Origin of the sequence: Dactylosporangium darangshiense (assembly GCF_039537565.1) — a bacterium.
In the GTDB taxonomy this organism is placed as follows: domain Bacteria; phylum Actinomycetota; class Actinomycetes; order Mycobacteriales; family Micromonosporaceae; genus Dactylosporangium; species Dactylosporangium darangshiense.
Genome location: NZ_BAABAT010000004.1, coordinates 445867 through 470630 on the forward strand (window position 1 = coordinate 445867; position 24764 = coordinate 470630).

21 protein-coding genes are annotated in these 24764 nt (G+C 73.2%); 11 read left to right on the forward strand and 10 right to left on the reverse strand.

Annotation, left to right across the window (positions count from 1 at the left end; translation table 11 throughout):
• Positions 1-264 precede the first annotated feature (264 nt).
• Together ABD901_RS11935 and ABD901_RS11940 are read right to left on the reverse strand one after the other, a co-directional pair.
• On the reverse strand, positions 265-909 hold the full coding sequence (locus tag ABD901_RS11935; RefSeq protein WP_345124438.1) for a response regulator: 645 nt from the start codon (positions 907-909) through the stop codon (positions 265-267).
• Positions 897-2132, reverse strand: coding sequence for a sensor histidine kinase (locus ABD901_RS11940; RefSeq protein ID WP_345124439.1), 1236 nt, complete (start codon positions 2130-2132; stop codon positions 897-899). Before ABD901_RS11940 ends, ABD901_RS11935 begins: the two co-directional genes overlap by 13 nt.
• 109 nt (positions 2133-2241) lie before the next feature.
• Here ABD901_RS11940 and ABD901_RS11945 point away from each other — a divergent pair, with 109 nt between their 5' ends.
• Genes ABD901_RS11945 through ABD901_RS11955 form a run of 3 tightly spaced genes read left to right on the forward strand, consistent with a single transcriptional unit; the run spans position 2242 to position 6325 of the window.
• The gene (locus ABD901_RS11945; RefSeq protein ID WP_345124442.1) at positions 2242-2991 is read left to right on the forward strand and encodes an ABC transporter ATP-binding protein; all 750 of its coding nucleotides are present in this window, start codon (positions 2242-2244) and stop codon (positions 2989-2991) included.
• Positions 2988-5336 (forward strand): FtsX-like permease family protein, encoded by a 2349-nt coding sequence (locus ABD901_RS11950; protein ID WP_345124443.1) that lies wholly within the window; start codon positions 2988-2990, stop codon positions 5334-5336. The genes ABD901_RS11945 and ABD901_RS11950 overlap by 4 nt, the downstream gene beginning before the upstream one ends.
• Positions 5312-6325, forward strand: coding sequence for a 4-hydroxy-3-methylbut-2-enyl diphosphate reductase (locus ABD901_RS11955; RefSeq protein ID WP_345124446.1), 1014 nt, complete (start codon positions 5312-5314; stop codon positions 6323-6325). The genes ABD901_RS11950 and ABD901_RS11955 overlap by 25 nt, the downstream gene beginning before the upstream one ends.
• A gap of 26 nt (positions 6326-6351) precedes the next feature.
• Here ABD901_RS11955 and ABD901_RS11960 read toward each other — a convergent pair whose 3' ends face one another.
• On the reverse strand, positions 6352-6741 hold the full coding sequence (locus ABD901_RS11960; RefSeq protein WP_345124447.1) for a hypothetical protein: 390 nt from the start codon (positions 6739-6741) through the stop codon (positions 6352-6354).
• Positions 6742-7699: 958 nt separating this feature from the next.
• Here ABD901_RS11960 and ABD901_RS11965 point away from each other — a divergent pair.
• The gene (locus ABD901_RS11965; RefSeq protein ID WP_345124450.1) at positions 7700-7825 is read left to right on the forward strand and encodes a hypothetical protein; all 126 of its coding nucleotides are present in this window, start codon (positions 7700-7702) and stop codon (positions 7823-7825) included.
• Between the two features lie 117 nt (positions 7826-7942).
• Here the strand turns inward: ABD901_RS11965 and ABD901_RS11970 are convergent, their stop codons facing one another.
• Positions 7943-9130 (reverse strand): DNA recombination protein RmuC, encoded by a 1188-nt coding sequence (locus ABD901_RS11970; protein WP_345124452.1) that lies wholly within the window; start codon positions 9128-9130, stop codon positions 7943-7945.
• A gap of 64 nt (positions 9131-9194) precedes the next feature.
• On the opposite strand from ABD901_RS11970, the gene ABD901_RS11975 reads away from it, so the two are divergent.
• The 3 genes from ABD901_RS11975 to ABD901_RS11985 all read left to right on the forward strand — a co-directional run bounded on the left by ABD901_RS11975 (position 9195) and on the right by ABD901_RS11985 (position 11298).
• Positions 9195-9929 (forward strand): hypothetical protein, encoded by a 735-nt coding sequence (locus ABD901_RS11975; RefSeq protein ID WP_345124455.1) that lies wholly within the window; start codon positions 9195-9197, stop codon positions 9927-9929.
• A 62-nt stretch (positions 9930-9991) separates the two neighbouring features.
• Positions 9992-10651, forward strand: coding sequence for a hypothetical protein (locus ABD901_RS11980; RefSeq protein WP_345124457.1), 660 nt, complete (start codon positions 9992-9994; stop codon positions 10649-10651).
• Positions 10594-11298 (forward strand): hypothetical protein, encoded by a 705-nt coding sequence (locus ABD901_RS11985; RefSeq protein ID WP_345124459.1) that lies wholly within the window; start codon positions 10594-10596, stop codon positions 11296-11298. The genes ABD901_RS11980 and ABD901_RS11985 overlap by 58 nt, the downstream gene beginning before the upstream one ends.
• 690 nt (positions 11299-11988) lie before the next feature.
• On the opposite strand, the gene ABD901_RS11990 is transcribed toward ABD901_RS11985, so the two are convergent.
• From ABD901_RS11990 to ABD901_RS12010, 5 genes are all read right to left on the reverse strand, one after another.
• Positions 11989-13767: a tetratricopeptide repeat protein gene (locus tag ABD901_RS11990; protein ID WP_345124461.1), complete on the reverse strand. Its 1779-nt coding sequence runs from the start codon at positions 13765-13767 to the stop codon at positions 11989-11991.
• Positions 13768-13945: 178 nt separating this feature from the next.
• Complete coding sequence (locus tag ABD901_RS11995) at positions 13946-15730, reverse strand: ABC transporter ATP-binding protein (protein ID WP_345124462.1); 1785 nt, start codon at positions 15728-15730, stop codon at positions 13946-13948.
• On the reverse strand, positions 15720-17474 hold the full coding sequence (locus ABD901_RS12000) for an ABC transporter ATP-binding protein (RefSeq protein WP_345124464.1): 1755 nt from the start codon (positions 17472-17474) through the stop codon (positions 15720-15722). The genes ABD901_RS11995 and ABD901_RS12000 overlap by 11 nt, the downstream gene beginning before the upstream one ends.
• A gap of 42 nt (positions 17475-17516) precedes the next feature.
• Positions 17517-18005: a methylated-DNA--[protein]-cysteine S-methyltransferase gene (locus ABD901_RS12005; protein ID WP_380136929.1), complete on the reverse strand. Its 489-nt coding sequence runs from the start codon at positions 18003-18005 to the stop codon at positions 17517-17519.
• Entirely contained in the window at positions 18002-19429 is a 1428-nt protein-coding gene (locus tag ABD901_RS12010) for an AlkA N-terminal domain-containing protein (RefSeq protein ID WP_345124467.1), read from the reverse strand. The genes ABD901_RS12005 and ABD901_RS12010 overlap by 4 nt, the downstream gene beginning before the upstream one ends.
• A gap of 111 nt (positions 19430-19540) precedes the next feature.
• Between ABD901_RS12010 and ABD901_RS12015 the strand changes: the two genes are divergently transcribed.
• Positions 19541-20113 carry a hypothetical protein gene (locus tag ABD901_RS12015; RefSeq protein ID WP_345124469.1) on the forward strand — a complete coding sequence of 191 codons (573 nt, stop codon included), beginning with the start codon at positions 19541-19543 and terminating at the stop codon, positions 20111-20113.
• An 82-nt stretch (positions 20114-20195) separates the two neighbouring features.
• Positions 20196-21572, forward strand: coding sequence for a helix-turn-helix domain-containing protein (locus tag ABD901_RS12020; RefSeq protein WP_345124470.1), 1377 nt, complete (start codon positions 20196-20198; stop codon positions 21570-21572).
• A 159-nt stretch (positions 21573-21731) separates the two neighbouring features.
• On the opposite strand, the gene ABD901_RS12025 is transcribed toward ABD901_RS12020, so the two are convergent.
• Positions 21732-22544 carry an AAC(3) family N-acetyltransferase gene (locus tag ABD901_RS12025; protein ID WP_345124472.1) on the reverse strand — a complete coding sequence of 271 codons (813 nt, stop codon included), beginning with the start codon at positions 22542-22544 and terminating at the stop codon, positions 21732-21734.
• A 19-nt stretch (positions 22545-22563) separates the two neighbouring features.
• On the opposite strand from ABD901_RS12025, the gene ABD901_RS12030 reads away from it, so the two are divergent.
• The gene (locus tag ABD901_RS12030; protein ID WP_345124473.1) at positions 22564-23397 is read left to right on the forward strand and encodes a sugar phosphate isomerase/epimerase family protein; all 834 of its coding nucleotides are present in this window, start codon (positions 22564-22566) and stop codon (positions 23395-23397) included.
• 245 nt (positions 23398-23642) lie between these two features.
• Positions 23643-24716: a redox-regulated ATPase YchF gene (gene ychF / locus ABD901_RS12035; protein ID WP_345124475.1), complete on the forward strand. Its 1074-nt coding sequence runs from the start codon at positions 23643-23645 to the stop codon at positions 24714-24716.
• Positions 24717-24764 lie beyond the last annotated feature (48 nt).

Here is a 24764-nt window from a genome sequence, read left to right on the forward strand (position 1 = left end):
CGGCGCTCGAGCCCACGCCGGCGCGGCCGTGCACGCTGTCACCCAAAGACCAACGCGCTGCGAGCCCACGCGCCGGAAGCTCGCGCGAGCGACCGCATGCCGAAAACCTCATGTCCGCCACCCTAATGCCGAGTCCGCCGACGCCCGGCGAGTGAGGCGATGACACGGGTGCGCGGTTGCGGCGGCGCCCCCTCGTTCCTGCACCTAAACGCTACCATCCACCAAAAATCGCGGCCCTCATCGATTACTCGGAGCGACATTCAGTCACGCACCGCGCAGGTACGCGAGGACGGCGCGGACGCGGCGGTGTACGTCGTCGTCCGGTGGGAGGTCGAGCTTCGCCAGCAGGCCGTTGATGTGCTTCGCCACCGCGGCCTCGCTCACCACCAGGGCGCGGGCGATCGCGGCGTTCGAGCGGCCCTCGGCCATGAGCGCGAGCACCTCGCGCTCGCGCGGGGTGAGGCGGGTCAGGGGGTCGCGGCGGCGGCCGAGCAGCTGGGCGACCACGTCCGGGTCGACGACGGTGTGGCCGGCGGCGACCCGGGACACCGCGTCGGCGAACTCGGCCACGTCGCCGATGCGGTCCTTGAGCAGGTAGCCGACGCCGGCGCGGCGGCCGGACTCGAGCAGCTCGGCGGCGTACGTCTGCTCGATGTACTGGCTGAGCACCAGCACCGGCAGGGCGGGGTCCTCGGCGCGCAGCGCGATCGCGGCCTGCAGGCCCTCGTCGCTGAAGCCCGGCGGCATGCGCACGTCGGTCACCACCAGGTCGGGGCGTTGCTCGCGCACCGCGGCGACGAGCGCCGGCGCGTCGCCGACGGCCGCGACGACCTCGTGCCCGAAGCGCCGCAGCAGGCCGGCGATGCCCTCCCGGATGAGCACGCCGTCCTCGGCGATCACGACCCGCAAGGCAGCTCCACGTGTACCACCGTAGGGCCTCCCACCGGGCTCGCCAGCGCCACGGTCCCGCCCGCGGCCGCGACCCGGTCGGCGAGGCCGGACAGGCCGGTGCCGCGCGCGGGGTCGGCGCCGCCGCGGCCGTCGTCGCGCACCTGCACCGTGAGCCGGCCGGCCGACGCCGAGGCGACCACGCGCGCCCGGGTCGCGTCGCTGTGCTTGGCGACGTTGGCGAGGGCCTCGACGACCACGAAGTACGCGCACGCCTCCACCCCGCCGGGCAGGCGCTGCGGCAGGGCGGCGTCGACGTCGACCGGCAGCGGGGCGCGGTCGGCGACCTCGCGCAGGGCGGCATGCAGTCCACGGTCCGCCAGGATTTTCGGGTGTACCCCGCGAATCAGCTCCCGCAGCTCCGCCAGCGCCTCCTTGGCCAGCTCGTGCGCCCGCGCCACCGGCTCGGCGCCCGGCGAGTCCGGCGGCAGCTCCAGGCGGGCCAGGCCGAGCTGCATGCTGAGCGCGAGGAGCCGCTGCTGCGCGCCGTCGTGCAGGTCGCGCTCGATGCGCCGCCGTTCGACCTCGAAGGCGTCGACGAGGCGGGCGCGCGACCGGGCGACCTCGGTCAGCCGGGCGTCGGACTCCATCCGCGGGCCGAGCACGGCCTGGGTGATCGCCGCGCGGGCGGCCGCCCAGGCGCTCATCGGGTACAGCAGCACGATCCCGAGCGCCACGCCGAACACGGAGCCGGTCAGGGTCAGCGACAGCGGGGTGTCGTGGATGTACAGCGGACCGCAGACCAACGCCGTCACGGCCCAGCCCCACAGGGCGACCACGAGGCCGTCGAGCCAGCACAGGGCGGTGGTCATCAGCATCGTGTACCCGAGCTCGCGCCACGTCGCCGGCTCCGACAGCCGGGTCGTCACCCAGGCGCGCAGGCCGCGCCGCTCGGGCGTGCGGTGCGGGTCGGTGAGGCGGATGTCCTCGACGATGCGCAGCCGGCGCCGCTCGATGCGGGCCACCACGATGCCGGACAGCGCCGCGGCGAGGAAGCCGGCCAGGCCGATCACCACCAGGCTCAGCGCCGCGCCGGCCAGCAGCAGCCCGAGCAGCACGCCGCCGGCCACCATGCCCACCAGGGCGCCGGTCGTGAGGTACGCCAGCGACCGCCACGGCCACCGCGAGGTCAGGAACCGCGCCGGCGGCAGCCGCAGCGCCTCCATGACAGATCGGGGCCGCATGCAGCGACCGTACCGGCGGGCCGGGCCGCGCGCGGTAGTGCTGGCGTTACCGGAAGGTCTCACCACCACGCGACTGTGCGGGGCGCCCCGCGCCGGTGAGATCGATTGCGTGACGACGACGCTGCAGACACACCAGGCCGTCGAGCTGTGGTCCGTGACCCGCCGCTACGGGGCGGGCGAGCACGCGGTGACCGCGCTCGACGAGGTTTCGGTCCGCTTCTCACCGGCCAGCTTCACCGCCGTGATGGGCCCGTCCGGCTCGGGCAAGTCGACCCTGCTGCACTGCGCGGCCGGGCTCGACCGGGTCGACGGCGGCCGTGTGCTCATCGACGGAGTGGACCTCACGCCCCTGTCGGAGCGGGCGCTGACCCGGCTGCGCCGCGAGCGCGTCGGGTTCGTGTTCCAGTCCTTCAACCTCGTCGCGGCGCTGAGCGCCGAGCAGAACGTCGAGCTGCCGCTGCGCCTGGCCGGCCGGCGCGCCGCACCCGGGCAGGTCCGCGCGGTGCTCGCCGAGGTCGGGCTCGCCGACCGGGCGCGGCACCGGCCGGGCGAGCTGTCCGGCGGTCAGCAGCAGCGGGTGGCGATCGCCCGCGCGTTGGTCACCGCGCCCGCCGTGCTCTTTGCCGACGAGCCGACCGGCGCGCTGGACAACACCGCGTCGCGCGAGGTGCTGCGGCTGCTGCGCGCCGCCGTCGACCGGCACGCGCAGACGGTCGTCATGGTCACGCACGACCCGCTCGCCGCCGCGCACGCCGACCGGGTGCTGTTCCTCGCCGACGGCGCCATCCTCGACGAGCTGCGCGAGCCCCGGGGCGCCGAGCAGATCGCGGCGCGCATGGCCCAGGTGGAGACGCGATGAGCCTCGCGATGCTGCGGTACCGCTGGGCCTCCTTCGCCGGCACTTTCGTGGCCCTGCTGCTGGGCGTGGCGGTGCTGTCCGGCAGCCTGTCGCTGTGGGCGGCGGCGCGTCCGCGCGTCCCGGCGGAGCTTTCCGCGGCCGGGGTCGTCGTCGCCGCGCCCCGATACGACCCGCCCGGCGGCGGCTTCCCGACGTACCGGCCCTGGTCGGCCGGCGAGACCGACGGTCTTGTGACGCGGCTCGCGGCCGTGCCCGGCGTGGCCGCCGCCGTTGCCGACCGCCCGTTCTACGTGCAACGGGTCGTCGACGGCCGGCCGGTCGGGGACCGGCGCGACTCCATCCACAGTGGACGGGGGTGGGCGTCGGCCGGGCTCATGGGGTACACCATGAAAAACGGAACGGCACCCCAGAACCCTGGCGAAGTCGTGGTGGACGCGGCACTGGGCATGCCCGTCGGCGCGGCGCTGCCGGTGCTGACGGCGGCCGGCCCGGCGACGTGGACCGTCTCCGGCACGATCGAGCGCCCCGGTTTCTACGTCGACGACGCCACCGCGCGCTCGCTGGCCGGCGGCGTGCGGTTCATCGGCCTGCGGCTGGACCCCGGCGCCCGCCCGGCCGACGTCGCCGCGCGGCTGCCCGACGTCCTCGGCGGCCTCGGCACCGCGCTCACCGGCGACGAGCGCGCCGCCGCCGAGCCCGAGGGCGACCGCGGCACCCGCTGGATCGGCGCCCAGCTGATCATCGCCACGGTGCTCGTCGGCGGGTTCGTCGCCGTGTTCGTCGTCGCCTCGACCTGCGCGTTCGCCGCCGCGCAGCGCCGCCGCGAGCTCGGCCTGCTGCGCGCCGTCGGCGCCACGCCCGGCCAGGTCCGGCGGATGCTGCTCGCCGAGGTCGTGCTCGTCGCGATCGGCGCCGGGGTCCCGGGCTCGCTGCTCGGCGCCGCGCTGGCGCCGCTGCTGGCCGGCCCGTTCGTGGCCGTGGGGCTGGAGCCGACCGGCTTCCGGGTGGGCTTCACCTGGTGGGCGCCGCTCGCCGCGATCGGCGCCGGGCTGGTCGTCGGCGCGCTGGGCGTGTGGCTCTCGGCCCGCCGCGCCTCGCGGGTGCCGGCCCTGGACGCGCTGCGGGTCGCCGCCGCCGAGCCGCGCCCGATGACGCTGTCGCGCTGGATCACCGGCCTGGCCGGCCTGGCGCTGGGCGGCGGCCTGGCCCTGCTGCTGCCCGGCTCGACGGCGGAGCAGAAGCCGACGATCGTGCTGGGTTCCGCGATGGTACTGCTGGTCGCCGCCGCCCTGCTCGCCCCCGTGTTCGTGGTGCCGATCGTCAGGCTCGTCACCTGGCCGGCCCGCCGGGGCGCGACCGGCCTGCTTGTGCGCGAGGGCGCGCGGGTGGCCGCCCGCCGCACGGCGTCGACGGCCGCACCCGTGCTGGCCGCGGTCGGGTTCGCGGTGCTGCTCGTCGGCACGTTCCAGACTGCCGACGTCGCGGTCGGCATCGAGGACACCGCGAAGATCCCCGAGTCCGCCGTCGCCGTGGCGTCCACGGCGGTGCCCGGCCTGTCCGAGGCCGCGGTGCGCGCCCAGCCGGGCCGCTCGGAGCTGGTCAGCACGGTGTACCTCGACTCGGGCCGCCCGCTGGACGCCGTCGGCTCGGCGGTCGACGGCCTGGTGGCCGCCCCGAACCTTGGCTGGACGGCGGGTCAGGCGATCTCATTGCGCTTCGTGGACGGCTCGGTGCACAGCGTCACGGTGGCTTCCGTTTCGGCAAAAGTGCCGGAGGATTCGGTACAGCTACCGCGCGATCTGGTGCGCGCACACGATCCGGCGGCGCTGACCGACGTCGTGTACCTGGCCGGCGACTTCGCCCCTGCTGCCGGTGCCGAGCGGATGACCGCCCGCGCCTACGTGGAGCGCACGGCGGCGGAGGAGGGCGACCTCATCGACCTGTTCCTGGCCGTCCTGCTGGGCATCTCCGTCGGGTACACCGCGCTGGCGGTCGCCAACACCCTGCTCATGGCCACGTACGCGCGCCGCCCCGAGTTCGCCACCCTGCACCGCGCCGGCGCGACCGCGGCCCAGGCGGCGCGGGTCGTGGTGAGCGAGGCGCTGCTCTGCGTGCTCGTCGGCACCCTGCTCGGCCTGGCCGTCGCCGTGCCGGCGCTGTTCGAGTCCCGCGCGGGCCTGCAGGACGAGATCGGCGCGCCTGTGGCGCTGGTCATGCCGTGGTCGACCCTGGCCGCGGTGGTGAGCGTGTGTGCGGCCCTGGCGACGCTGGCGGCGCTGATCCCGTTCCGCCGCCGCGCGCGGCCAGGGGAGGGCTCGGCGTGGGCACGTACGATGGCGGTGTGACTGCTTCGAAGCGCGTCCTGCTCGCCAAGCCCCGCGGCTACTGCGCCGGTGTGGACCGTGCGGTCCAGACTGTGGAGGAGGCGCTGAAGCTGTACGGCGCTCCGATCTACGTCCGCAAGGAGATCGTGCACAACAAGCACGTCGTCAGCACCCTGCAGGCCAAGGGCGCGATCTTCGTCGAGGAGAACGACGAGGTCCCCGAGGGCGCGATCGTCGTCTTCTCCGCACACGGCGTCGCACCCGAGGTCCACGACCAGGCGAAGGGCCGCAACCTGCGCGCGATCGACGCCACCTGCCCGCTGGTCACGAAGGTCCACCAGGAGGCCCGCCGCTTCGCCGCCGACGACTACGACATCCTGCTCATCGGCCACGAGGGCCACGAGGAGGTCATCGGCACCACTGGCGAGGCGCCGGCGCACATCCAGCTGGTCGACGGCCCCGACGGCGTGGACAAGGTCACGGTCCGCGACCCGAGCAAGGTGGTCTGGCTGTCGCAGACCACCCTGTCGGTCGACGAGACCCTGGAGACCGTCTCCCGCCTGAAGCAGCGCCTGCCGCTGCTGATGTCGCCCCCGAGCGACGACATTTGCTACGCCACGTCGAACCGCCAGGACGCCGTGAAGGCCATGGCCCCCAACTGCGACATCGTCCTGGTCGTCGGCTCCCAGAACTCGTCCAACTCGCAGCGCCTGCGCGAGGTGGCGGTAGACGCCGGCGCCCGCGCCGGCTACCTGATCGACTACGCCACCGAGATCCAGGACGAGTGGCTCGCCGACGCCACCACGGTCGGCGTCACGTCGGGCGCCTCGGTCCCCGACGAGCTGGTCATGGAGGTCCTGGACTACCTGGCGGCCCGCGACTTCACCGACGTGGCCGAGATCACCACGGCCCAGGAGAAGCTCGTCTTCTCCCTCCCGCAGGAGCTCAAGCGCGACATGAAGGCCCAGTCGGCGGCCCGCGCCGCCGAGGTCGCCAAGACCCTGTCGTAGTTTTTCTTCGTTCCCCCCGGTCAGCGTTATCGCGCAGTAGCGATAACGCTGACCGGCGGATCCCCGTGCCGATACAGCGTGTCCACAACAACGCGCAGCCCCGGGTTCGCCTGCACCCGGTCGTAGGCCCGAACTTTGATCCGCTCCCGGTCAAAGTTGATCCGCCCCGGCTTCCCCGGTTCGTACCGCACCCAGGTCTCTTCCCCGATCATCGGCCCCGCGGTCCCGCGAAGCTTGACCTTGATCGAGGCCTCGAACGACCCCCCGTCATCGGGAAACACCCGAACACGCACGGTGTACCGCGAGGCCCGCGCATTCCCGTAGCCATCGACATTCTGCAGCCCGAATTCGACGTGCACGATCTCCCCACGCGCGGTGACCGCATCGCCACCGCTCCCGCGGCCAAGTCCAAACATGCCGGCGACGCTAGATGCTGGTTGCCCGCGATTCGATCATGTCCCCGACACTGCCGAGTACGCCCGCCGACACCCGCTCCGCATTGCCCCCTTTGGCCCCATCTCCCCTCCGCCCGTTGCCGGTCCGCCTCTCCCACCGCCGCCCGTGCACCCAAGGCACACTGTCCCGCTTTACTCGTCGCCGCGCTCCACACTTCGCTCGCGGGCAATGCGCAATTCGCCTGACTGCGGCCCGCTTCGAGCCCCAACAATTGCCTGTTTCGCCCGGCAACGCTCGGCAACCTCGGCACTCCGCCCCCTCCGCCCCGGCATTTTCTCTCCACGATCATGCGTTTTCCGGCCTACTCAAGGCCGATTTCTCATCAACGTGGAAAACCTGCTGGTAACAGGCCGAAAATGCATGATCGCGGAGACAAAATGCTGCCCGATGCCCTGAGCGCACTCCGGTAGCGCGCTGTCGCACCCCGCAGGTGCGCAACGGCCTCGGCCCAATGCCGACGGGCCAACGCCAACCGCCCAGCCACCAACGGCCAGGCGCTCTCAGCCTCACTAGCCGAACGGCTGGCGCGGCACAGCCGAGCCAAGCGACAGCGCCGACGCGCGTCGGCGGCGGGGCGCGTCGGCGTCGGCGTCTGCGTGCGCAGATCGAGGCTGGGATGTGCGCGGGCCGTCGCGTGGTCGGGCACTTCTTGGCGTCGCTCGGCGAGCGGTTGGCGCGGCGCAGCCGAGCGCGGGCGGCGGCGTTGGCGTGCACGAGGAGGCTGGGACCGTGGCATGGCTGGGCGCCGCCGGTGTGGGGGCGGCGGTGTGGGCGGACGCGGGCGGTGACGGCCGGTGGGCCTGGAGGCGGGCGGGCGTTGGGGCTGGGCTTGGCACGGCGGACGTGGCAGCGGAGGGCCGCCAGGCCCGCAGCGGTGACTGGTGGGAACAACGGTCGTCAGTTGCGCGGACCCGAGCCATGAATCTGCTGTTGAAAGACCGTACGTCGGTCAATGCCCAATCGCGGCCGGCGCGGCACGGGCGCGCCTTCGAGCGCCGCCCGTACGTCGCCGGCCGCGTGCTGCTGAAGGCCGCGTGCTGCTGAAGGCCGCGTGCTGCTGAAGGCCGCGTGCTGCTGAAGGCCGGGGGCGGCGGCAGCGCGCGGGCGGCGGCGGGGCGTGCGCGGTGGCGGGGCGTGGATCGTTCGGCGGCGTGGCGCTGGCTACTGGGGCGGCTCCTCTCGTAGTGCGGCGAGCAAGGCCTCGTACTCGTTGTCGACCAGCTCCGGGGCCTGGAGCTGGCGTGGGGCGGCCTCGACCTGGGGCGGGGTGGGCAGCGTGTCGGCGCTGACGCCGAGCTCGGCCAGCTTGCGGGCGCTGACCAGGACGCGGGACTCCAGGGAGCCGATCGCGCGGTTGTACGACGTCACGGCCGTCGACAACGACGTGCCGACCTTGGACAGGTGTTCGCCCATGGTGCTCAGGCGGGCGTACAGCTCGCGGCCCGTCTGGTGGACGGCCAGTGCGTTGGCGGTCAGGGAGTCCTGGCGCCACGCGTAGGCGATGGTGCGCAGCAGGGCGACCAGGGTGGCCGGGGTGGCCAGGATCACGTTGCGGGCGAAGGCGTGTTCGAGGAGAGACGGGTCGTGTTGGAGGGCGGTGTCGAGGAAGGTGTCGGCGGGGACGAACAGGACGACGAACTCCGGGGACGGCTCGAACGCCGACCAGTACGACTTCGCGGACAGTCCCTCGACGTGGGCGCGCAGCTGGCGGGCGTGCTGGGTCAGGCGCGTGGTGCGGGTCTGGTCGTCGGGGGACTCCAGGGCCGACAGGTACGCCTCCAAGGGTGCCTTCGCGTCGACCACCACCTGGCGGCCGCCGTGCAGCCGCACGACGAGGTCGGGGCGCACGACGCCGGCGTCCGTGGCGGATGTCACCTGCTCGTCGAAGTCGCAGTGCTCGAGCAGGCCGGCGGCCTCGACGATGCGGCGCAGCTGGTGCTCGCCCCAGCGGCCGCGGACCGTGGGCGCGCGCAGGGCCGACACCAGGCGGTGCGTTTCGGTGCGCAGCTCGCCGGAGACCTCGTGCATGGCGCGGACCTGCTCGCGCAGCGACTCGTACGCCCCGACGCGATCCCGCTCCAGCTCCGCCACCCGGCGCTCGTAGCGCAGCAGCGCCTCGTTGAGCGGGGCCACCGCGTCGGCGACGGCGTCCTGTGTCTGGGCGCGCGCCTCCATGGTCAGGCCGCGCAGCGACGCCTCCAGGCGCGCCTCCCCGTCGCGGGTCGCCTGCAGGGTGGCCTCGAGCTTGGCCAGGTCCACGGCGGAGCGCGAACGGGCGACGAACCAGCCGAGCGCGGCACCGATGACGAGTCCGATGAGCAGGAGGGCGAGATTCACGGTGTTCAGCATGCCGTAGGGGTATGACAGAAACCGGTACCTTCGAAGGCATGGGTTACTCGTCCTGGGTGGAGTGGTGACGGTGTTCGGCTTCGGGCGCAGGAAGCGCGAGGCGCAGCAGCTGGCCGATGCGCGGGAGGAGGCCCTCCGGTGGTATGAGCGCCTCGGCGGCCAGCTGATGAACCTCTCCGGCGACGAGCCGGCGGTCAAGCAGGCTCTGGTAGACGCGAGCGAGCGGTACAACGCCGCCGGCGGCCAGCTGGAGCGGTCCACGAGCGTCAAGCAGTACGACCTGGCGCGCGAGAGCTCGCTCGAGGGCCTCGCCTACATCCGGGCGGCGCGCACCGCCCTCGGCCTCGACCCCGGCCCCGACCTGCCGCCGCTGGCCGGCGCGCGGGCGGGCACGATCACCAAGGAGCGGGAGGTCGCCGTCCAGGGCCACACGTACCGCGCCAGCCCGCAGCCCGGCAACGCGACCCCGTACTACTACCCCGGCGGCGCGGTCGCGGGCCGCGGCGTCCCCTCCGGCTGGTACTCCGAGCCGTGGTGGAAGACGGCCCTCGTGGCCGGCGCCTGGGGCATCGGCTCGGTGCTCGTCTTCGACGCGCTGTTCGACCCGGGCTGGGGCGACCACGGCTACGACTCCGCGTACAACGCCGGCTTCGACCAGGGCATGGACTCCGGTTATGACCAGGGCTTCGACCAGGGCTACGACGAGGCCGGCGACTTCGACGGCGGCGACGGAGGCGATGGCGGCGACTGGGGCGACGCCGGCTTCGGCGACGCCGGCGACTTCGGCGGCGATTTCTAGCGCACACTCGGGGCGGTCGGAGCGGATCCGGCCGCCCCGTTTTTTCTTCATGGCTCGGGCCCGTGCAACTGACGACCGTTGTTCCCACCAGACACCGGTCGGCGCTGACGCGCCTCCCTGCCACGTCCGCGCTGCCAAGACCTGCCCATGGGGGACGAGTGACTGACGGCAGGCGATGGCAGGTCCGGCCGGCCGACGACGCGCGCGCCTGGCTGGACGAGGCGCTGTCGCTGCCGTGGCGTGATCCCTTCGAGCCCGACCTGCTGGTGACCGAGCTCTCCTGGCAGCCCGACGGCCGCAGCATGATCAGGCCGGGCGTGCCGTACGGCTTCCGTCGGGTGCTGGTGAGCGCCGGTCCCGCTGTAACGGGCGTGTCGATCGGCATGGATGAATGGACGCCGTCGCAGTGGGACCTGGAAGGGCTGGCGCCGCTGTGGCTCCGGCACGACTCGTTCCTTCGGACGGCCGCCCTGGTGAGCGCTGTGCTCGACCGGGAACCGGAGCACACGTACGACGGTTGGCCGAATGACCGTACGGCGCGGTGGTCCCTGGACGCCTGCCAGGTGCGGGTGGCGCTGCACTACACGGGTTGCAAACTCGAGGTACGCCGCCCGCCGCGTCCTCCTCGCGCTTCGCAGCGTGACGATCGCATCCCGGCTGGCCTTTGCTGGTCGACGCTCTCGTCGACGAGCTCGCGCGGCGCCGCGACGAGGGCGGGCTGATCATCGAGCTGGCCACGGACGACTGGAAGTTCGTCTCGCTGACGTGGGGCCGCCACGGCGCCGTCGCGGAGGCATTCGGCCCCGACCCGGCGGTGCTGTCGACGCGCGGCTGGGGCCCGACGGGCGGCGGCGCCGGCGCCTGGCTCTTCAACCAGACCGACTCCGTGGAATGCCGGGCCGCGATCACCGCGTCCATCGAGGCGTTGCAGTTGGCCGGCGCCGAGTCGACGGCTTCGTTGCGGTACTCCGCGAGCCTGCTGGATCGTCCCGGACCGCTCACGATTCGCGCGCTTGGCCTCGACTGGCGGACGCTCCCGCCGACCTTGTGGCAGACCCGCGGCACCGGCGCTGCGTTGCCGCTCTCGCCTGCTTCTGCCGACGACGCCCACTACGAGGCCATGTTCGGACCGATGCGCGGCGGCAACCGGCCGGTGGCTTTGCTGTACCGGCGGGACGGCCCTTCGATCGTCTGGGACGGCCGGCTGAATTCGGCCTGGGTTGAGCAGGCGTCCGGTCTCGGGACGGTGGATCCCAGCCACGAACACGTTCGGGTCGACCGCCTGACGGCTGAGCGGATCGCGCTGGCTCTCACCGGGCTTCCAATCCCGGGGCTCTTACTCATGGTGACTGATACTGACGCTCTGTGATGGCTTGGAAGATCAGTTAGGTGGGCCGGTGTACGGTTAGCCAATAGATCGGAGGCGCCGGCGCGGGACGTTTCCGGTCACGTGACGCCGATGCGGGCGGCGTTCGTGAACGGATTCGCCGAGAGTCAGTCGGATCTGCGGCAGCGCCTGACCCGGGCTCGCGCGTCCGCCCGCGAGCGCGCGGGTGACGGGCTCGGCTCGCCGTCGCGGGATGCTGGTGGTGGCGCTTCATGGTCGTTGTTGCTGCCGCGAACGCTCGACGGCCGCGGCGACGGCGGCCCGGGTGACCGGGTGACCGGGTGACCGGGTCGCGCGATGGCCAGCGACGGCTGCGCGGACGGCTTCTGCTGCAGCGGTGGCCGCGGCGGTCGTCTGGCAGCGGGACGCGACGTGGTGGGCGGGTGGCGTCTTCCGGCCGGCCGGATGCGCTCCGTGGAGCCGGGATGCGCTGCGGCCGAACTGCTGCACGCGGCGGCTCATCGCTGAACGCGTCGAAATCTCGCGTGAGGCGGATCGGGTGGGCTGCGAGCGTGGGCGGTATGGGCGAGATCCGCACCGTCGCGTTGGTGGGGTTGTTCTCGGCCAAGGACCGCGAGTACGAGGCCCGGCTCGACGCGGTCGAAGCGCGCCCCAACGAGCTGGGCGCCCAGGTGCGGTAGGTGCCGGCGATCTTGCGCGGGGGCTGGGGGGTCAGTAGCGGTGCGAGCCCTGTGCGGCGCGCAGAGCGCGCTCCGCCAAGGCCAGGTCCGACGCCGCGGCCCGCGCGAAGGGGCTCGAGGCGCCGAGGAGCTCGGCGTAGACGGCCTGCGCCGCGCGGTACTCCGTGATCGCCTCGTCCAGGCGGCCCAGGTCGTGCAGGACGCTGGCCAGGCGGTGGCGGGAGACGGCCGTGTCCAGGTGCACGGGGCCCAGCAGGCGCAGGCGGCTGCCGAGGACCGCGCGGTGCTCGGACTCCGCGTCCGGCAGGCGGCCCGCGTGGTGCAGGGCCGACGCGAGCAGGCTGCGGCTCATCAACGTGTCGCGGTGCTCGGGGCCCAGCAGGCGGGCGCGGGCGCGCATCACGGTGCGGTGCTCGTCGATCGCGCGGTCGAGCTCGCCCATGTCCTGGTAGACCTTCGCCAGGTTGCTGCGGCTGATCAGCGTCTCCTGGTGGTTGGCGCCCAGGACCCGGGTGCGGGACTCCAGGACGCGCTGGTGCTCGGTCTCCGCGCGGGTCAGGTCGCCCAGCTGGTGGTAGATGGTGGCCAGGTGGCTGCGGCTGGTCAGCGTGTCGGGGTGGTCCTCGCCGAGGATGCGCACCCGCGCCGTCAGGGCCTCGTCGCACTCGACCAGGGCCTCGGCCAGGCGGTCCAGGTCGCGCAGGACGGTGGCGTGCTGGTCGCGGGCCGTGAGCGTGTCGGGGTGGTCCCAGCCGAGGGCGTGCGCGCGGGCGTCGACGATCTCGCGGTACGCCTCCTCGGCCTCCTGGAGCTGGCCGCGCCAGTGCAGGTCCGTCGCGCGCTGCCAGGTTGCGGAGTCGTCGTAGACGCGTGGGGTCGGCGAAGGGCGGCGGCGTGGCTCCGGCACGGGCCACTCGACCGGGTCGGGCTCCTCGACGGGCTCGGCCGCGGGGGCGCCGTACACATTCGAGGACGTCACGTGCGGGTACACGTCGTCGTCGTCCATGCGCGACGACTGCTGCTGAGGGATGTGAGGCGGGGGCGGCGCGGAACGGGTCGGGATGCGCACCGGCTCGAAGATGTCGTCGGGCTCGTCGAAGGCCGGCACCTCGATCAGGGACTCGTGGTCGCGGCGGCGCAGCTCGTGGCGCAGGTCGACGATGGCCTCCGAGATGGCGTCGGAGTGGTCGCCGATGCGCCAGGCCACCGCGGCGACCGGGCGGTCCAGGGAGGTGCTCAGCTGGCGCACCGAGGAGAGGATCGAGTCGTCCGGCGAGGCGTTGACGATGACCAGGGCCGCCTGGAACGCGGCGGTGGGGCCGACCAGCAGCGCCTGCAAGGTGGCCTGCATGCGGGCGATCGAGAAGCCGGTGCCGGCGCGGATGTCGACGATGATGTGCGCCTCGGACATGGCGATGGGGCCGAGGAAGGACCCGAAGACGGGCTGGAGCTTCTGGCCCTCGCGGCCGGCGGCCTCGTACAGCGCCGCGTTGGCGCCCTCGTGGTAGGCGATCGCCTGCGGGGCGTGGCCGCGGATCAGCTGGACGAAGCGGTCGTAGGCGCCCTCGGCGTCGCCCTCCTGCTGGGCGCGGCCGGCCGAGGCCAGGCGCTCCTCGCGGTCGGCGGAGCGGACCACGATCGTCCCGCCGGACAGGCCCGCGAGCCCGACCAGCACGCCCGCCCCGACGAGGGCGGCGGCGCCGGCGGTGCTGCGGAACTGCACCGTCGTGAGCACGCCCAGGGCGACCAGGGCGAGCCCGACGAACACGACGAGAAATCGGGTCTGGCTACTCCATCGTCCGCCAGTCATCGGTCCTCTTCTGAGTGTCGGTAACCCCCGCGAAGATCACTGCGGGCAACTAGCCGAGATCCGTAGCGTGACGAGAATCTTCCCACGAACCGCACTGTCCACGGTAGATCGACGGCGTGAACCCCGCCATTCACGCGGCGGGACCACAAAGACTGTCAATTTCCCGACACAGAGCAGCTCACAGCAGGGAATCGCGCCATTGCTCGTGAAGGGCGGCGTAGTGGCCACCGCCGGTGATCAGTGCCGATGGCGGGCCGTCCTCCACGATCCGGCCCCCGGAGAGGACCAGCACACGGTCGGCGATCTCCACAGTGGACAGCCGATGCGCGATCACCAGAGCGGTCCGGGATGCCAGGATCGTCCGCAACGCCTGCTGGACCAGGCGCTCGCTCGGGATGTCCAGCGAGGACGTCGCCTCGTCGAGAATCAGCACCGCGGGGTCGGCCAGAAAGGCACGCGCGAACGCCACGAGTTGCCGCTGTCCGGCCGAAAGTCTGCCCCCGCGCTTGCGCACGTCGGTGTCGTAGCCGTCCGGCAGGGCCCGGATGAACGCGTCCGCGCCGATCGCCGCGGCCGCCGCCTCGACCTCCGCGCGGGTGGCGCCCGGGCGGCCGAAGGCGATGTTCGAGGCGACGGTGCCGGAGAACAGGTAGTTCTCCTGCGTCACCATGACGATCGCCCGGCGCAGGTCGCCCTCGGCCAGCGAGCGCAGGTCGACGCCGTCGAGCGCGACGCTGCCCGCGGTCGGGTCGTAGAACCGGGCCACGAGCTTGGCCAGCGTGGACTTCCCGGCGCCGGTCGCGCCGACGAGGGCGATGGTCTGCCCGGCCGGTACGAACAGGTCCAGCGACGGCAGCACGGTCCGCCCGGCGTCGTAGGCGAACGCGACGCTGTCGAAGGCGAGCTCCCCCCGAGGGGCGGGCAGGTGGACCGGCGAGCGCGGCTCGGGCACCGCGAGCGGCTCGTCGAGGACCGCGGCCAGCTTCTCCAGCGCGGCGGTGGCCGACTGCAGCGTGTTGTAGAACTGCGAGAGCTCCTGCATCGGCTCGTAGAAGCGGCGCAGGTACAGCAGGAAGGCCGCCAGCACCCCGACCTCGGTGTGCCCGTGCAGCACCCGCCAGCCGCCGTAGGTGAGCACCACGGCGATGGAGACGTTGCCGACGATCTTGATGGCCGGCGAGTAGGTCGCGACGAGCCGCTGCGCCTGCAGGCTGGCCCGGCGGTAGTCGTCGTTGACGGCGCCGAAGATCTCGTCGTTGCGGCGCTCCCGCCGGAAGGCCTGCACGGCGCGAATGCCGCCGAGCGACTCCACGAAATGGATGATGACCAGCGCGATCGTCTCCCGGGTGCGCCGGTACGCCCGGGCGCTGGCCCGCTGGAACCAGCGCGACAGCCACACCAGGAACGGGAACGACGCGAGCGTGACCAGCGCCAGCGGCAGGTCGAGCCACAGCAGGATCCCGGCAACGGACAGCACCGACAGCGCGGCCAGGACCAGGTCGTCCAGGGCGCCGTCGACGAGCTCGGAGATGTTGTCGACGTCGCTGGTCAGCCGCGCGATGACCCGGCCGGAGGTGAACCGCTCGTGGAAGCCGATCGACAGCTTCTGCAGGTGGCGGTACACCCGGACGCGCAGGTCCAGCAGCACCGCATTGCCTACTCGCCCGGACATCGCCAGGAACGCGCGGCGGGTGGCGAACTCGGCCGCGGTCGCGGCGGCGAAGAGCGCGGTCACGAGCACGAGCACCGGCGGGTGGCCGATGCCGCGGTCGATGCCGAGCTTCACCAGGTAGGGCCCGGCCATCCCGGCGAGGTTCTGCACGAGCAGCAGCGCGACGAGCGCGACGATCGACAGCTTGTGCGGGCGCAGCAGCGAGGCGAGCAGGCGCCGGCTCGCCACGCGCCTGGTCGGGTCGGGCTCCTCCGTCGCGGTGCCGCGCCACCGCTGGACATCAAGTGCCACGCAGCACGTCCCGGTAGCCGGGGCAGGTCGCCAGCAGGTGCGAGTGCGTGCCGGTGGCGGCGATGCGGCCGTCCTGCAGGAACGCGACCCGGTCGGCGAGCGCGATCGTGGACGGGCGGTGCACGACCAGCAGCGCCGTCGTCCCAGCCAGCACGGTGGCTAGGGCCTCCTCGACGAGCGCCTCGGTGTGCACGTCGAGCGCGGAGAGCGGGTCGTCCAGCACGAGCACGTTGGGCCGGCCGAGCACGGCGCGGGCCAGGGCGAGGCGCTGGCGCTGCCCGCCGGACAGCGAGAGGCCCTGCTCGCCGATGCGGGTGTCCAGACCCCACGGCAGGTCGTGTGCGAAGCCGGCCTGTGCGATGGCGAGCGCCTCCTCGATCTCCTCGTCGGTGGCGTCGGTGCGCCCGAGCGTGAGGTTCTCCCGCACGCTCATCGAGAACAGCGTCGGGTCCTCGAACGCGGTGCCGACGATGCGACGCAGCGAGTCGAGCCGGATGTCGCGCACGTCGCGCCCGTCGATGGTGATGCTCCCGGCGCCGACGTCGTAGAGCCGCGGCACCAGCGACACCAGGGTCGTCTTGCCGCTGCCGGTGAGCCCGACGATCGCCAGCGTCTCGCCCGGCGCGACCTCCAGGTCGATGCCGCGCAGCACGGGCCGGCCCGGCTCGTAGCCGAACTCGACGCCCTCGAAGCGCAGCCGGCCCTCCACGGTGGACGGTGCGACGGCGCCCGGCCGGTCCACGATGGACGGCGGGGTGTCGAGGACCTCGTAGATGCGCGCGGACGCGCTCATCGCCTCCTGCGCGTTGGCGATGATCCAGCCGAGGATGTCGATCGGCCAGACCAGCATCACCTGCAGAGCCACGAACGCGACCAGGGTGCCGACGGTGAGCGAGCCGGCCGAGACCGCCATGGCGCCGGCGACGAGCACGACCGCGAGGGTGACGTTGGGGACCAGGTCGAACTGCGACAGCGTGCGCGCCACCATCCGGCTCTTGCCGACGCCGAGGTCGTGCACGTGGCGGGCGCCGTCGCCGAACTGCTCGCCGACGTGGTCGCGCCGGCCGAAGGCGCGGATGACGCGGATGCCCTGCGCGGACTCCTCGACGCGGGTGGTGAGGTCGCCGAGGGAGTCCTGCAGCTCGCGGGAGGCGGCGTAGTACCGCGCGGTGAACCGGCGCACGATCAGGAACAGCGGGATCGCGCTGAGCGCCACGAACACGCCCAGCGGCCAGTACAGGTGGATCAGCAGGACCGACACCGCGACGTACGTGGCCAGGTTGAGCACGAAGAAGAACAGCCCGAAGCTCAGGAAGCGCCGGATGGAGGACAGGTCGGCGGTGGCTCGCGACAGCAGCTGCCCGGACTGCCAGCGGTCGTGGAACTCGATCGGCAGCCGCTGCAGGTGCGCGTAGAGGTCCTCGCGCAGCCTCGCCTCCATGCCGACCGAGGACGCCGACTGCGCCCAGCGGCGGATGAAGCTCAGCGCGCCCTCGAAGACGCCCAGCGCGATGGCGAGCGCGCCGAGCAGGAACAGCCCCCGGGTGTCGCCGTGGCGCACCGGGCCGTCGACGACGCGCTGGATGAGCAGCGGGATGGCGAGGCTCGCGGCCGTCGAGCCGACGGCGGCCACCATCGACCAGGCGGTGAGCCGGTAGTAGGGCTGCAGGTAGACCCGCATGCGCCACAGGTCATACGCCTTCGACCGCCGCGCCTGACTGGGCGCGGCGGTCGTTGTTGACATGCATCAAACGTACGTTGGCTTCACATCGGCGCCAACCGATATTCAGATTGCTTCATGATCGAGCAGCCACCGTTTGACCGGCAGCCCCCAGCGGAACCCGCCGAGCGTGCCGTCCAGGCGCAGGATCCGGTGGCAGGGCACGAACAGCGCCGCCGCGTTGCGCGCGCACGCCATTGCCGCGGCACGCACCGCCGCCGGCCGCCCGGCCAGCGCGGCGAACTCGGTGTAGGTGACCGGCTCGCCGGCGCGCACCTCGCGCAGGACCTCCCACGCGTGGGCGATGAACTCGCCGCCGGCCTGGCGCACCGGCACGGCGTCGATCGCCGTCAGGTCACCGTCCACATAGGATTCAAGAGCCTTCGATGGTACGCCCAGTTGCTCGCGATGCTCCGGCGTGCCGCTGAGCCTCGCCAGGACCGTGAGCTCGCGCACGTCGCTCGTCCAGCCACTGGCCAGCACGGTCTCGTCGGCGTCGACGATCATCGTGAAGGCACCGGCGGGGGTGTCGGCGGTGGTGTAGTAGGTGTTCACGGCATTCTCCAGAGTCGGATCGCGGCGTACGAGCGCCAGGGCCGCCAGCGCTCGGCGTGCGCGGCCAGGGTCTTCGGTGTGTCGGGCAGTCCCGCGGCCCGCGCGCCGCGCAAGACCCCCAGGTCGGTCGGCAGGAACGCGTCCGGGTCGCCCAGGGCGCGCATCGCCGTGTACTGCGCCGTCCAGTCGCCGATGCCGGGCAGCGCCCGCAGGCGCTCCACGGTCTCGGCGCGGTCGCCGCCGCCGTCGAGGTCGAGCTCGCCCGCGGTGACGGCGGCGGCCAGGCCGCGCAGCGTGCGCCGGCGCGCCTCGGGCATCGCGAACGCCTCGTCCGGCAGCGCGAGCAGCTCCTCGGCGGTCGGGAACAGCCCGGCGTCGGCGGCGATGAGCTTGCGCAGCACGGTGCGCGCGGCGGCGACCGAGATCTGCTGCCCGACGACGGCGCGGACCGCGATCTCGAAGCCGTCGGTGGCCCGCGGCACGCGCACGCCCTCCTCCTTGAGCACCATCGGTGCCAGGGCCGGGTCGGCGCCGAGGACGGCGTCCACGGCGACGGGGTCGGCGTCGAGGTCGAACAGCCGGCGGCAGCGGGCCACCGCCGGCGCCAGGTCGCGCACGTCGGCGAGGTGCAGGGTGGCCGCGACGTGGCCGTGCTCGGGGCGAAGCACGGCACGCCCGGTGCCGTGCGGCAGGCGGAGGTTGCGGTGGTACCCGTCGTCCTCGACCGAGTCGATGCCGGCCACGGCCCGGTCGCCCAGGAACGCCAGCAGCGACTCGGCGTGCAGCGGCGCCCGGTACGGCAGCCGGACCGCCACCACGCCCTCGTCGTGCTGCTGCTCGGTATCCGAGGCGAGCTCCGGCCGGGTGCGCCGGGCCCGCAGTTGCGACGGCGGCCGCCCGTAGATCTCGCGGATGGTGTCGTTGAACTGCCGGACGCTGCCGAAGCCGGCCGCGAACGCGATCTCGGCCAGGCCGAGCCCGGTGGTCTCGATGAGCACCCGCGCGGTCTGCGCCCGCTGCGCCCGGGCCAGCGCCAGCGGCCCGGCGCCCACCTCGGCGGTGAGCATCCGGTGCAGGTGCCGCTCGGTGTACCCGAGCCGGCTGGCCAGGCCCGGCACCCCGTCACGGTCGACGACGCCGTCGGCGATCAGCCGCATCGCCCGCCCGACGACGTCGCCGCGCACGTCCCAGTCCGGCGAACCGGGCGCCGCGTCGGGCCGGCAGCGCAGGCAGGCCCGGAAGCCCTCGCGCTGCGCGGCCGCCGCGGTCGGCAGGAAGCGCACGTTCTCGGCGCGCGGCGTGATCGCCGGGCAGGACGGCCGACAATAGATCTTGGTCGACTTGACCGCGGTGACGAACACGCCGTCGAAGCGCGAGTCACGGCTGGTCGCCGCCTTGCGGCAGGTTTCGAAGTCGAGTTCCACGACTCCATCCTGCCCCGCCCGCGCGGCGGTGACTGGCGGTTTTCGGACGCCGATGTGGCTGGCCCGAAGCGCCTAAGGTGGTGGCCAACGAACACGATATGGAGACTGGCGATGACCGAGTACGTGACCGGCGCGTCCGAGGGCGAGGAAGCGGGCCTCGGGCCGGCCGAGGGGGACAGCAGCGGCCTGTCCGCCGCCGACCAGGAGCCCAGCGTCGTGACCCTGCACGGCGAGCACGGCGAGACGATCTACGCGATGGACCGCGACCACGACGGCCGCGCCGACTTCGTCGCCTACGACGACGACAGCGACGGCCGCATCGACCGGTACTCGATCGACACCGACGGCGACGGCACGCTCGACACCGAGATGCGCGACACGGACGGCGACGGGCGCGTCGACGTGATCCTCGTCGACACCGACAACGACGGCGACAAGGACATCGCGGCGATCGACACCAACCACGACGGCCGCTTCGACCGGGTGGTCGCCGACCTCGACAACGACGGCAACATCGACACCGACGTGCGCGACACCAACTTCGACGGCCGCGCCGACTTCGTGGCCCGCGACGTCGACGGCGACGGCCGCCGCGACTACACCGTCACCGACAGTGACTACGACGGCCGGTTCGAGACCGTGAAGTACGACGACCCCAAGGATGACCCGCTGACCCGGGCGTAAGTGATCCTTGGAACAGACAGATCGGCTCCCTGTCCGGGCGCCGGCCCTCGTCAGCGCCGGCGCCCGTTCGTAGAGTCGTCGCATGCCCGACGAAACGGACCAGCTCGACGCTCAACTGCTGGACCTCGGTGAGCAGCACGCGTACCGCCTCCTGGTGCGGCTGGCGGCGGCCGGGCCCGACGACCTCGCCGACACCGCCGACATCCCGGCCGCGGAGGCGCGCCGGCTGCTCGAGTCTCTGCGGGCCAAGGGCCTCGCCCGCGGCGGCCCGGTGTTCGAGCCGCTCCCGCCCGACGTCGCGCTCGGTGACGCCCTGCTGCGGCGGCAGCGCTCGCTGGACTCGGCGCGGCGGGTCGTCGCCCGGCTGACGGAGGAGTACCGCGCGACCACCCGCCGCCGCGTCGCCGACCACCTCGTCGAGATCGTCGTCGGCGCGGCCGCGCTGCGGGAGCGGCTGCGGGACATGCAGAACTCCGCCCAGGAGGAGATCCTGTGGTTCTGCCGGGTCAACCCGATCGCGATGAGCGGGCCGGAGAACGCCGAGGAGAGCGCGGCGCTGGGGCGCGGCGTGCGGTACCGCGCGATCTATGAACGGGCGCTCGTCGAGAGCCCCGGCGAGCTGCCCAGCATCGCCGCCTCGGTGCGCCGGGGCGAGCAGGCCCGTGTCGTCGAGTCGCTGCCGGTGCGCCTGGCCATCGCCGACCGGTCCATCGCGATCTGCCCGCTCGTGCCCGACCGCGAGCGCGACCTCGGCGAGCCGACCGCGGCGCTGATCCGCCGCAGCGAGCTGCTCGACGCGCTCGTCGCGCTGTTCGAGGGCATCTGGGACCGCGCCTCGCCGCTGCTGGCCGACGAGCCCGACGGCGGGCCGGCCGAGGCGGAGCGGCTGCTGCTGTCGCTGCTCGTGGCCGGCTTCCCGGACAAGTCGATCGCCTCGCAGCTCGGCGTCAGCAAGCGCACCGTGCAGCGGCGCCTGGAGCGGCTGATGGTCGCGGTCGGCGTCGACACCCGCACGGGCCTGGCGTTCGAGGCCGGCCGCCGCGGCTGGCTGCCGACCGTCGTCGCGGCGCCGGACGCCTTCGGGCCCGGCGCGGCGCGGGAGACGATCGGCGTCGAGGCCGGGTCCGTGGCGCGGGATCCGGCGCGGAAGGCGCCCGGGACCGTCGCGGCGCCGCGGGAGTCGACCGGGGTCGAGCCCGGGCCTGTCGTGCGGGATCCGGCGCGGGAGCTGCGCGGGACCGTCGCGGCCGCGCGGGAGACGCACGCCGTCGAGGCCGGGCCCGTGGCGCGGGAGCTGGTGCGGGAGGGGCCCGGGGCCGGGCCGGCGGCCCGGGTGCCCGCGGTCGCGGTTGGACAGCCAGCCTCGGCGGCCCTCGAACCCGGCGGTGGATGTGCGCCGCCGAACCCGGGTCCCAGGGCAGAAGGTGGGCCGCGCGACGCCGCTGAGGTGGAGGGCTAACGACGACACGCGGCCCGGGGGCTGGGCGGATCCGCGTAAGGGGGGAATACCGGACCACCCGAGCACGAAGTCTGAATCCCGAAGCAATTCAGCGACATGGCCCATGGCTGCCGCACTGCGGACATGGCGCGATGTGGACACCGCGTGATCAACAGGCGGTCAGTTCGCCCCACGCTGCGTCAACCACCGGGCGCCGAAGTCCACCAGCTCGCGCTGGCGCATCAGCCGGGCGGTGCCCGCGCCGACCGGCCCGGTCCGCTCGCCGCCGGTGATCTCGGCGAAGTCCTTGCCGAGCGCGTCGAACAGCGACGTGTCGTCGGACAGCTCCCGATAGGTGACCCACCGCCGCTCGCCCTCGACGAGCATGGGCGATCCCTGCCGCAGATATTCCTTCGGTACCTCGGCCCGATACTCCGCCAGGTGCAGCGACGTGTTGTTGTCGTGCCCGACGCCGAGCAGCAGCACCCAGGCGTCCGCCTCGTAGAGCCGGGCCAGCGGCGAGCCCTCGCCGAGGCCGTCGTCTAGCTGGTGCCCGTCGGTGATTTGCCGGGCCAGGGGCCCCAGGGCGGCGAAGGAGACCGTCGGGTGCGCGCTGCGCAGCACGCCGGGGAACGAGCGGAAGCACTCGACGATCGCGCCCATGAAGCCGGTCGGCGTGACCTGCGGGTCGTAGGCGGGCGTCTCGGCGCGGATGACCTCCCACCAGTCCTGGGGCACGGGCGGGTTGCCCCAGTCGGCCGGGTCGGTCAGGTTGCGCGAGTGCGTCGGCATGACGAGCGTGCCGTCCGGCCCGATCGCTTGCAGCAGGGCCAGCACCACGGCGTGCGCGCCGCCGGCCACCCAGCCCAGCCGCGACAGCGACGAATGCACGACGACGGTCGCGCCCTCGGGCAGGCCGAGCTCGCGCAGTTGGCGGGCGATCCCGTCGACGGTTCCGGGGCGGTGGGAGCGGGCGACCGCATCGGCTTCCATGGCGTTCATAATGTCGTGTATGACCGAGTGGACGCTGTCGGGGTTCGGCGACGAGATCGACGAGGACCCGGCGGTACAACTGTCCGTGCTCCTCGCCCTGGGCGCGTCGCACCTGGAGTTTCGCAGCGCGTGGGGCGTCAACGTGGCCGACATGAGCGACGAGGACGTCACGCGCCTGTCCGCCCTGCTGGACCGCCACGGCGTGCGGGTCTCGGCGATCGCGTCCCCGATCGGCAAGACCGGCGTCTACGACGACGCGCCGACGGAGCTGGCGCGCCTGGAGCGAGTGGTGGCGGTCGCGCGCCGCCTGGAGGCCCGCTACGTGCGGCTGTTCTCGTTCTACCGCCCCGACGGCGTCGCCGTGGAGGCCACCCGCGACACGGTCCTGACCCGGCTGGGCGCCTTCGCCAAGGTCGCCGAGCGCGAGTCGGTCGTGCTCGTCCACGAGAACGAGAAGGCCATCTACGGCGACACACCGGAGCGGGTCCTGGACATCGTCGAGTCCGTCGGCTCGCCGGCTCTGCGCGTGGCCTGGGACAACGCCAACTTCGTGCAGGTCGGCGTCCGCCCCTTCACCGACGGTTTCGCGGCGTTGCGCCCCTACATCGAGTACCTGCAGGTCAAGGACGCGCGTGCGGCCGACGGCGTCGAGGTGCCGGCCGGTCAGGGCGACGGCGAGCTGCGCGAGACCCTGACCGCGCTGCGCGACTCCGGCTGGACGGGCTTCGCGTCGCTCGAGCCGCACCTGCACGACCCGGCGCGCCCGGACGTGCTGTCGGGGCCACGCCGCTTCGGCGAGGCCGCCCGCGCGTTCGCCGGGCTCGCCACCGAGCTGGGCGTCCGCCTGACCTGACCACGTCGCGCGCCCGGCTCGCGCGCCCAGCCCGGCTCGCGTGCCCGGCTCGGCTCGCGTGCCCGGCTCGGCTCGGGCGCCCAGCCCGCCTCGCGCCCAGCTCGCCTCGCGGCGGCCGGCTTTGTGGGGCGGCCTGCCTCGCAGGGTCGGCTGCCTTGCGGGGGCGGCCCGTTTGGCCGGGGGGCGCGCTGACGGCGTCCGACCGGCGCCGGGGTGGCCGGGCCGTTTCCGTAGACTCACGTGTCGTGGCACTCAGCATCGGTATCGTCGGCCTGCCCAACGTCGGCAAGAGCACCCTGTTCAACGCCCTGACCAAGGGAGACGCGCTCGCGGCGAACTATCCGTTCGCCACCATCGAGCCCAACGTCGGGGTGGTCGGGCTGCCCGACACGCGGCTGGGGCGGCTGGCCGACCTGTACGACTCGCAGAAGGTCATTCCGGCGCCGGTGTCGTTCGTGGACATCGCGGGCCTGGTGCGCGGTGCCTCCAAGGGGCAGGGGCGCGGCAACGCGTTCCTGGCGAACATCCGCGATGCCTCGGCGATCTGCCAGGTGGTGCGCGCGTTCTCCGACCCCAACGTCGTGCACGTGGACGGGAAGGTCTCGCCGCGCGACGACATCGAGACGATCAACACCGAGCTGATCCTCGCCGACCTGCAGACCATCGAGAAGGCGCTGCCGCGGCTGGAGAAGGAGGCGAAGGTCCGCAAGGAGCGCGCCGGCGTCGCCGCCGCCGCGAAGGCCGCCGGTGAGCTGCTCAACGAGGGCAACACGCTCTACGCGGCCGGCTTCGACATCTCCGAGCTCGGCGAGCTGCACCTGCTGACCGCGAAGCCGTTCCTCTACGTCTTCAACGTCGACGAGGCCGGCCTGAGCGACGCCGCCTTCCTGGACGAGCTGCGCGCGATCGTCGCGCCGGCCGAGGCCATCTTCCTCGACGCCAAGATCGAGTCGGAGCTCACCGACCTCGACGAGGAGGAGGCGCTCGAACTGCTCGCGTCCATCGGCCAGCCGGAGCCCGGCCTGCACCAGCTGATCCGGGTGGGCTTCCGGACGCTGGGCCTGCAGACGTACCTCACCGCGGGCCCGAAGGAGGCCCGCGCCTGGACGATCCCGATCGGCGCCACGGCCCCCGAGGCCGCCGGCGTCATCCACTCGGACTTCCAGCGCGGCTTCATCAAGGCCGAGGTCGTGTCCTTCGGGGACCTGATGACGGCCGGTTCGATGAACGCCGCCAAGGCCGCCGGCCGCGTCCGCATCGAGGGCAAGGACTACGTCATGCAGGACGGCGACGTCGTGGAGTTCCGCTTCAACGTGTGAGTGTCGTTCTTGGCACCGCGGAGGTGGCAGCGGAGGGCCGCCAGGCCC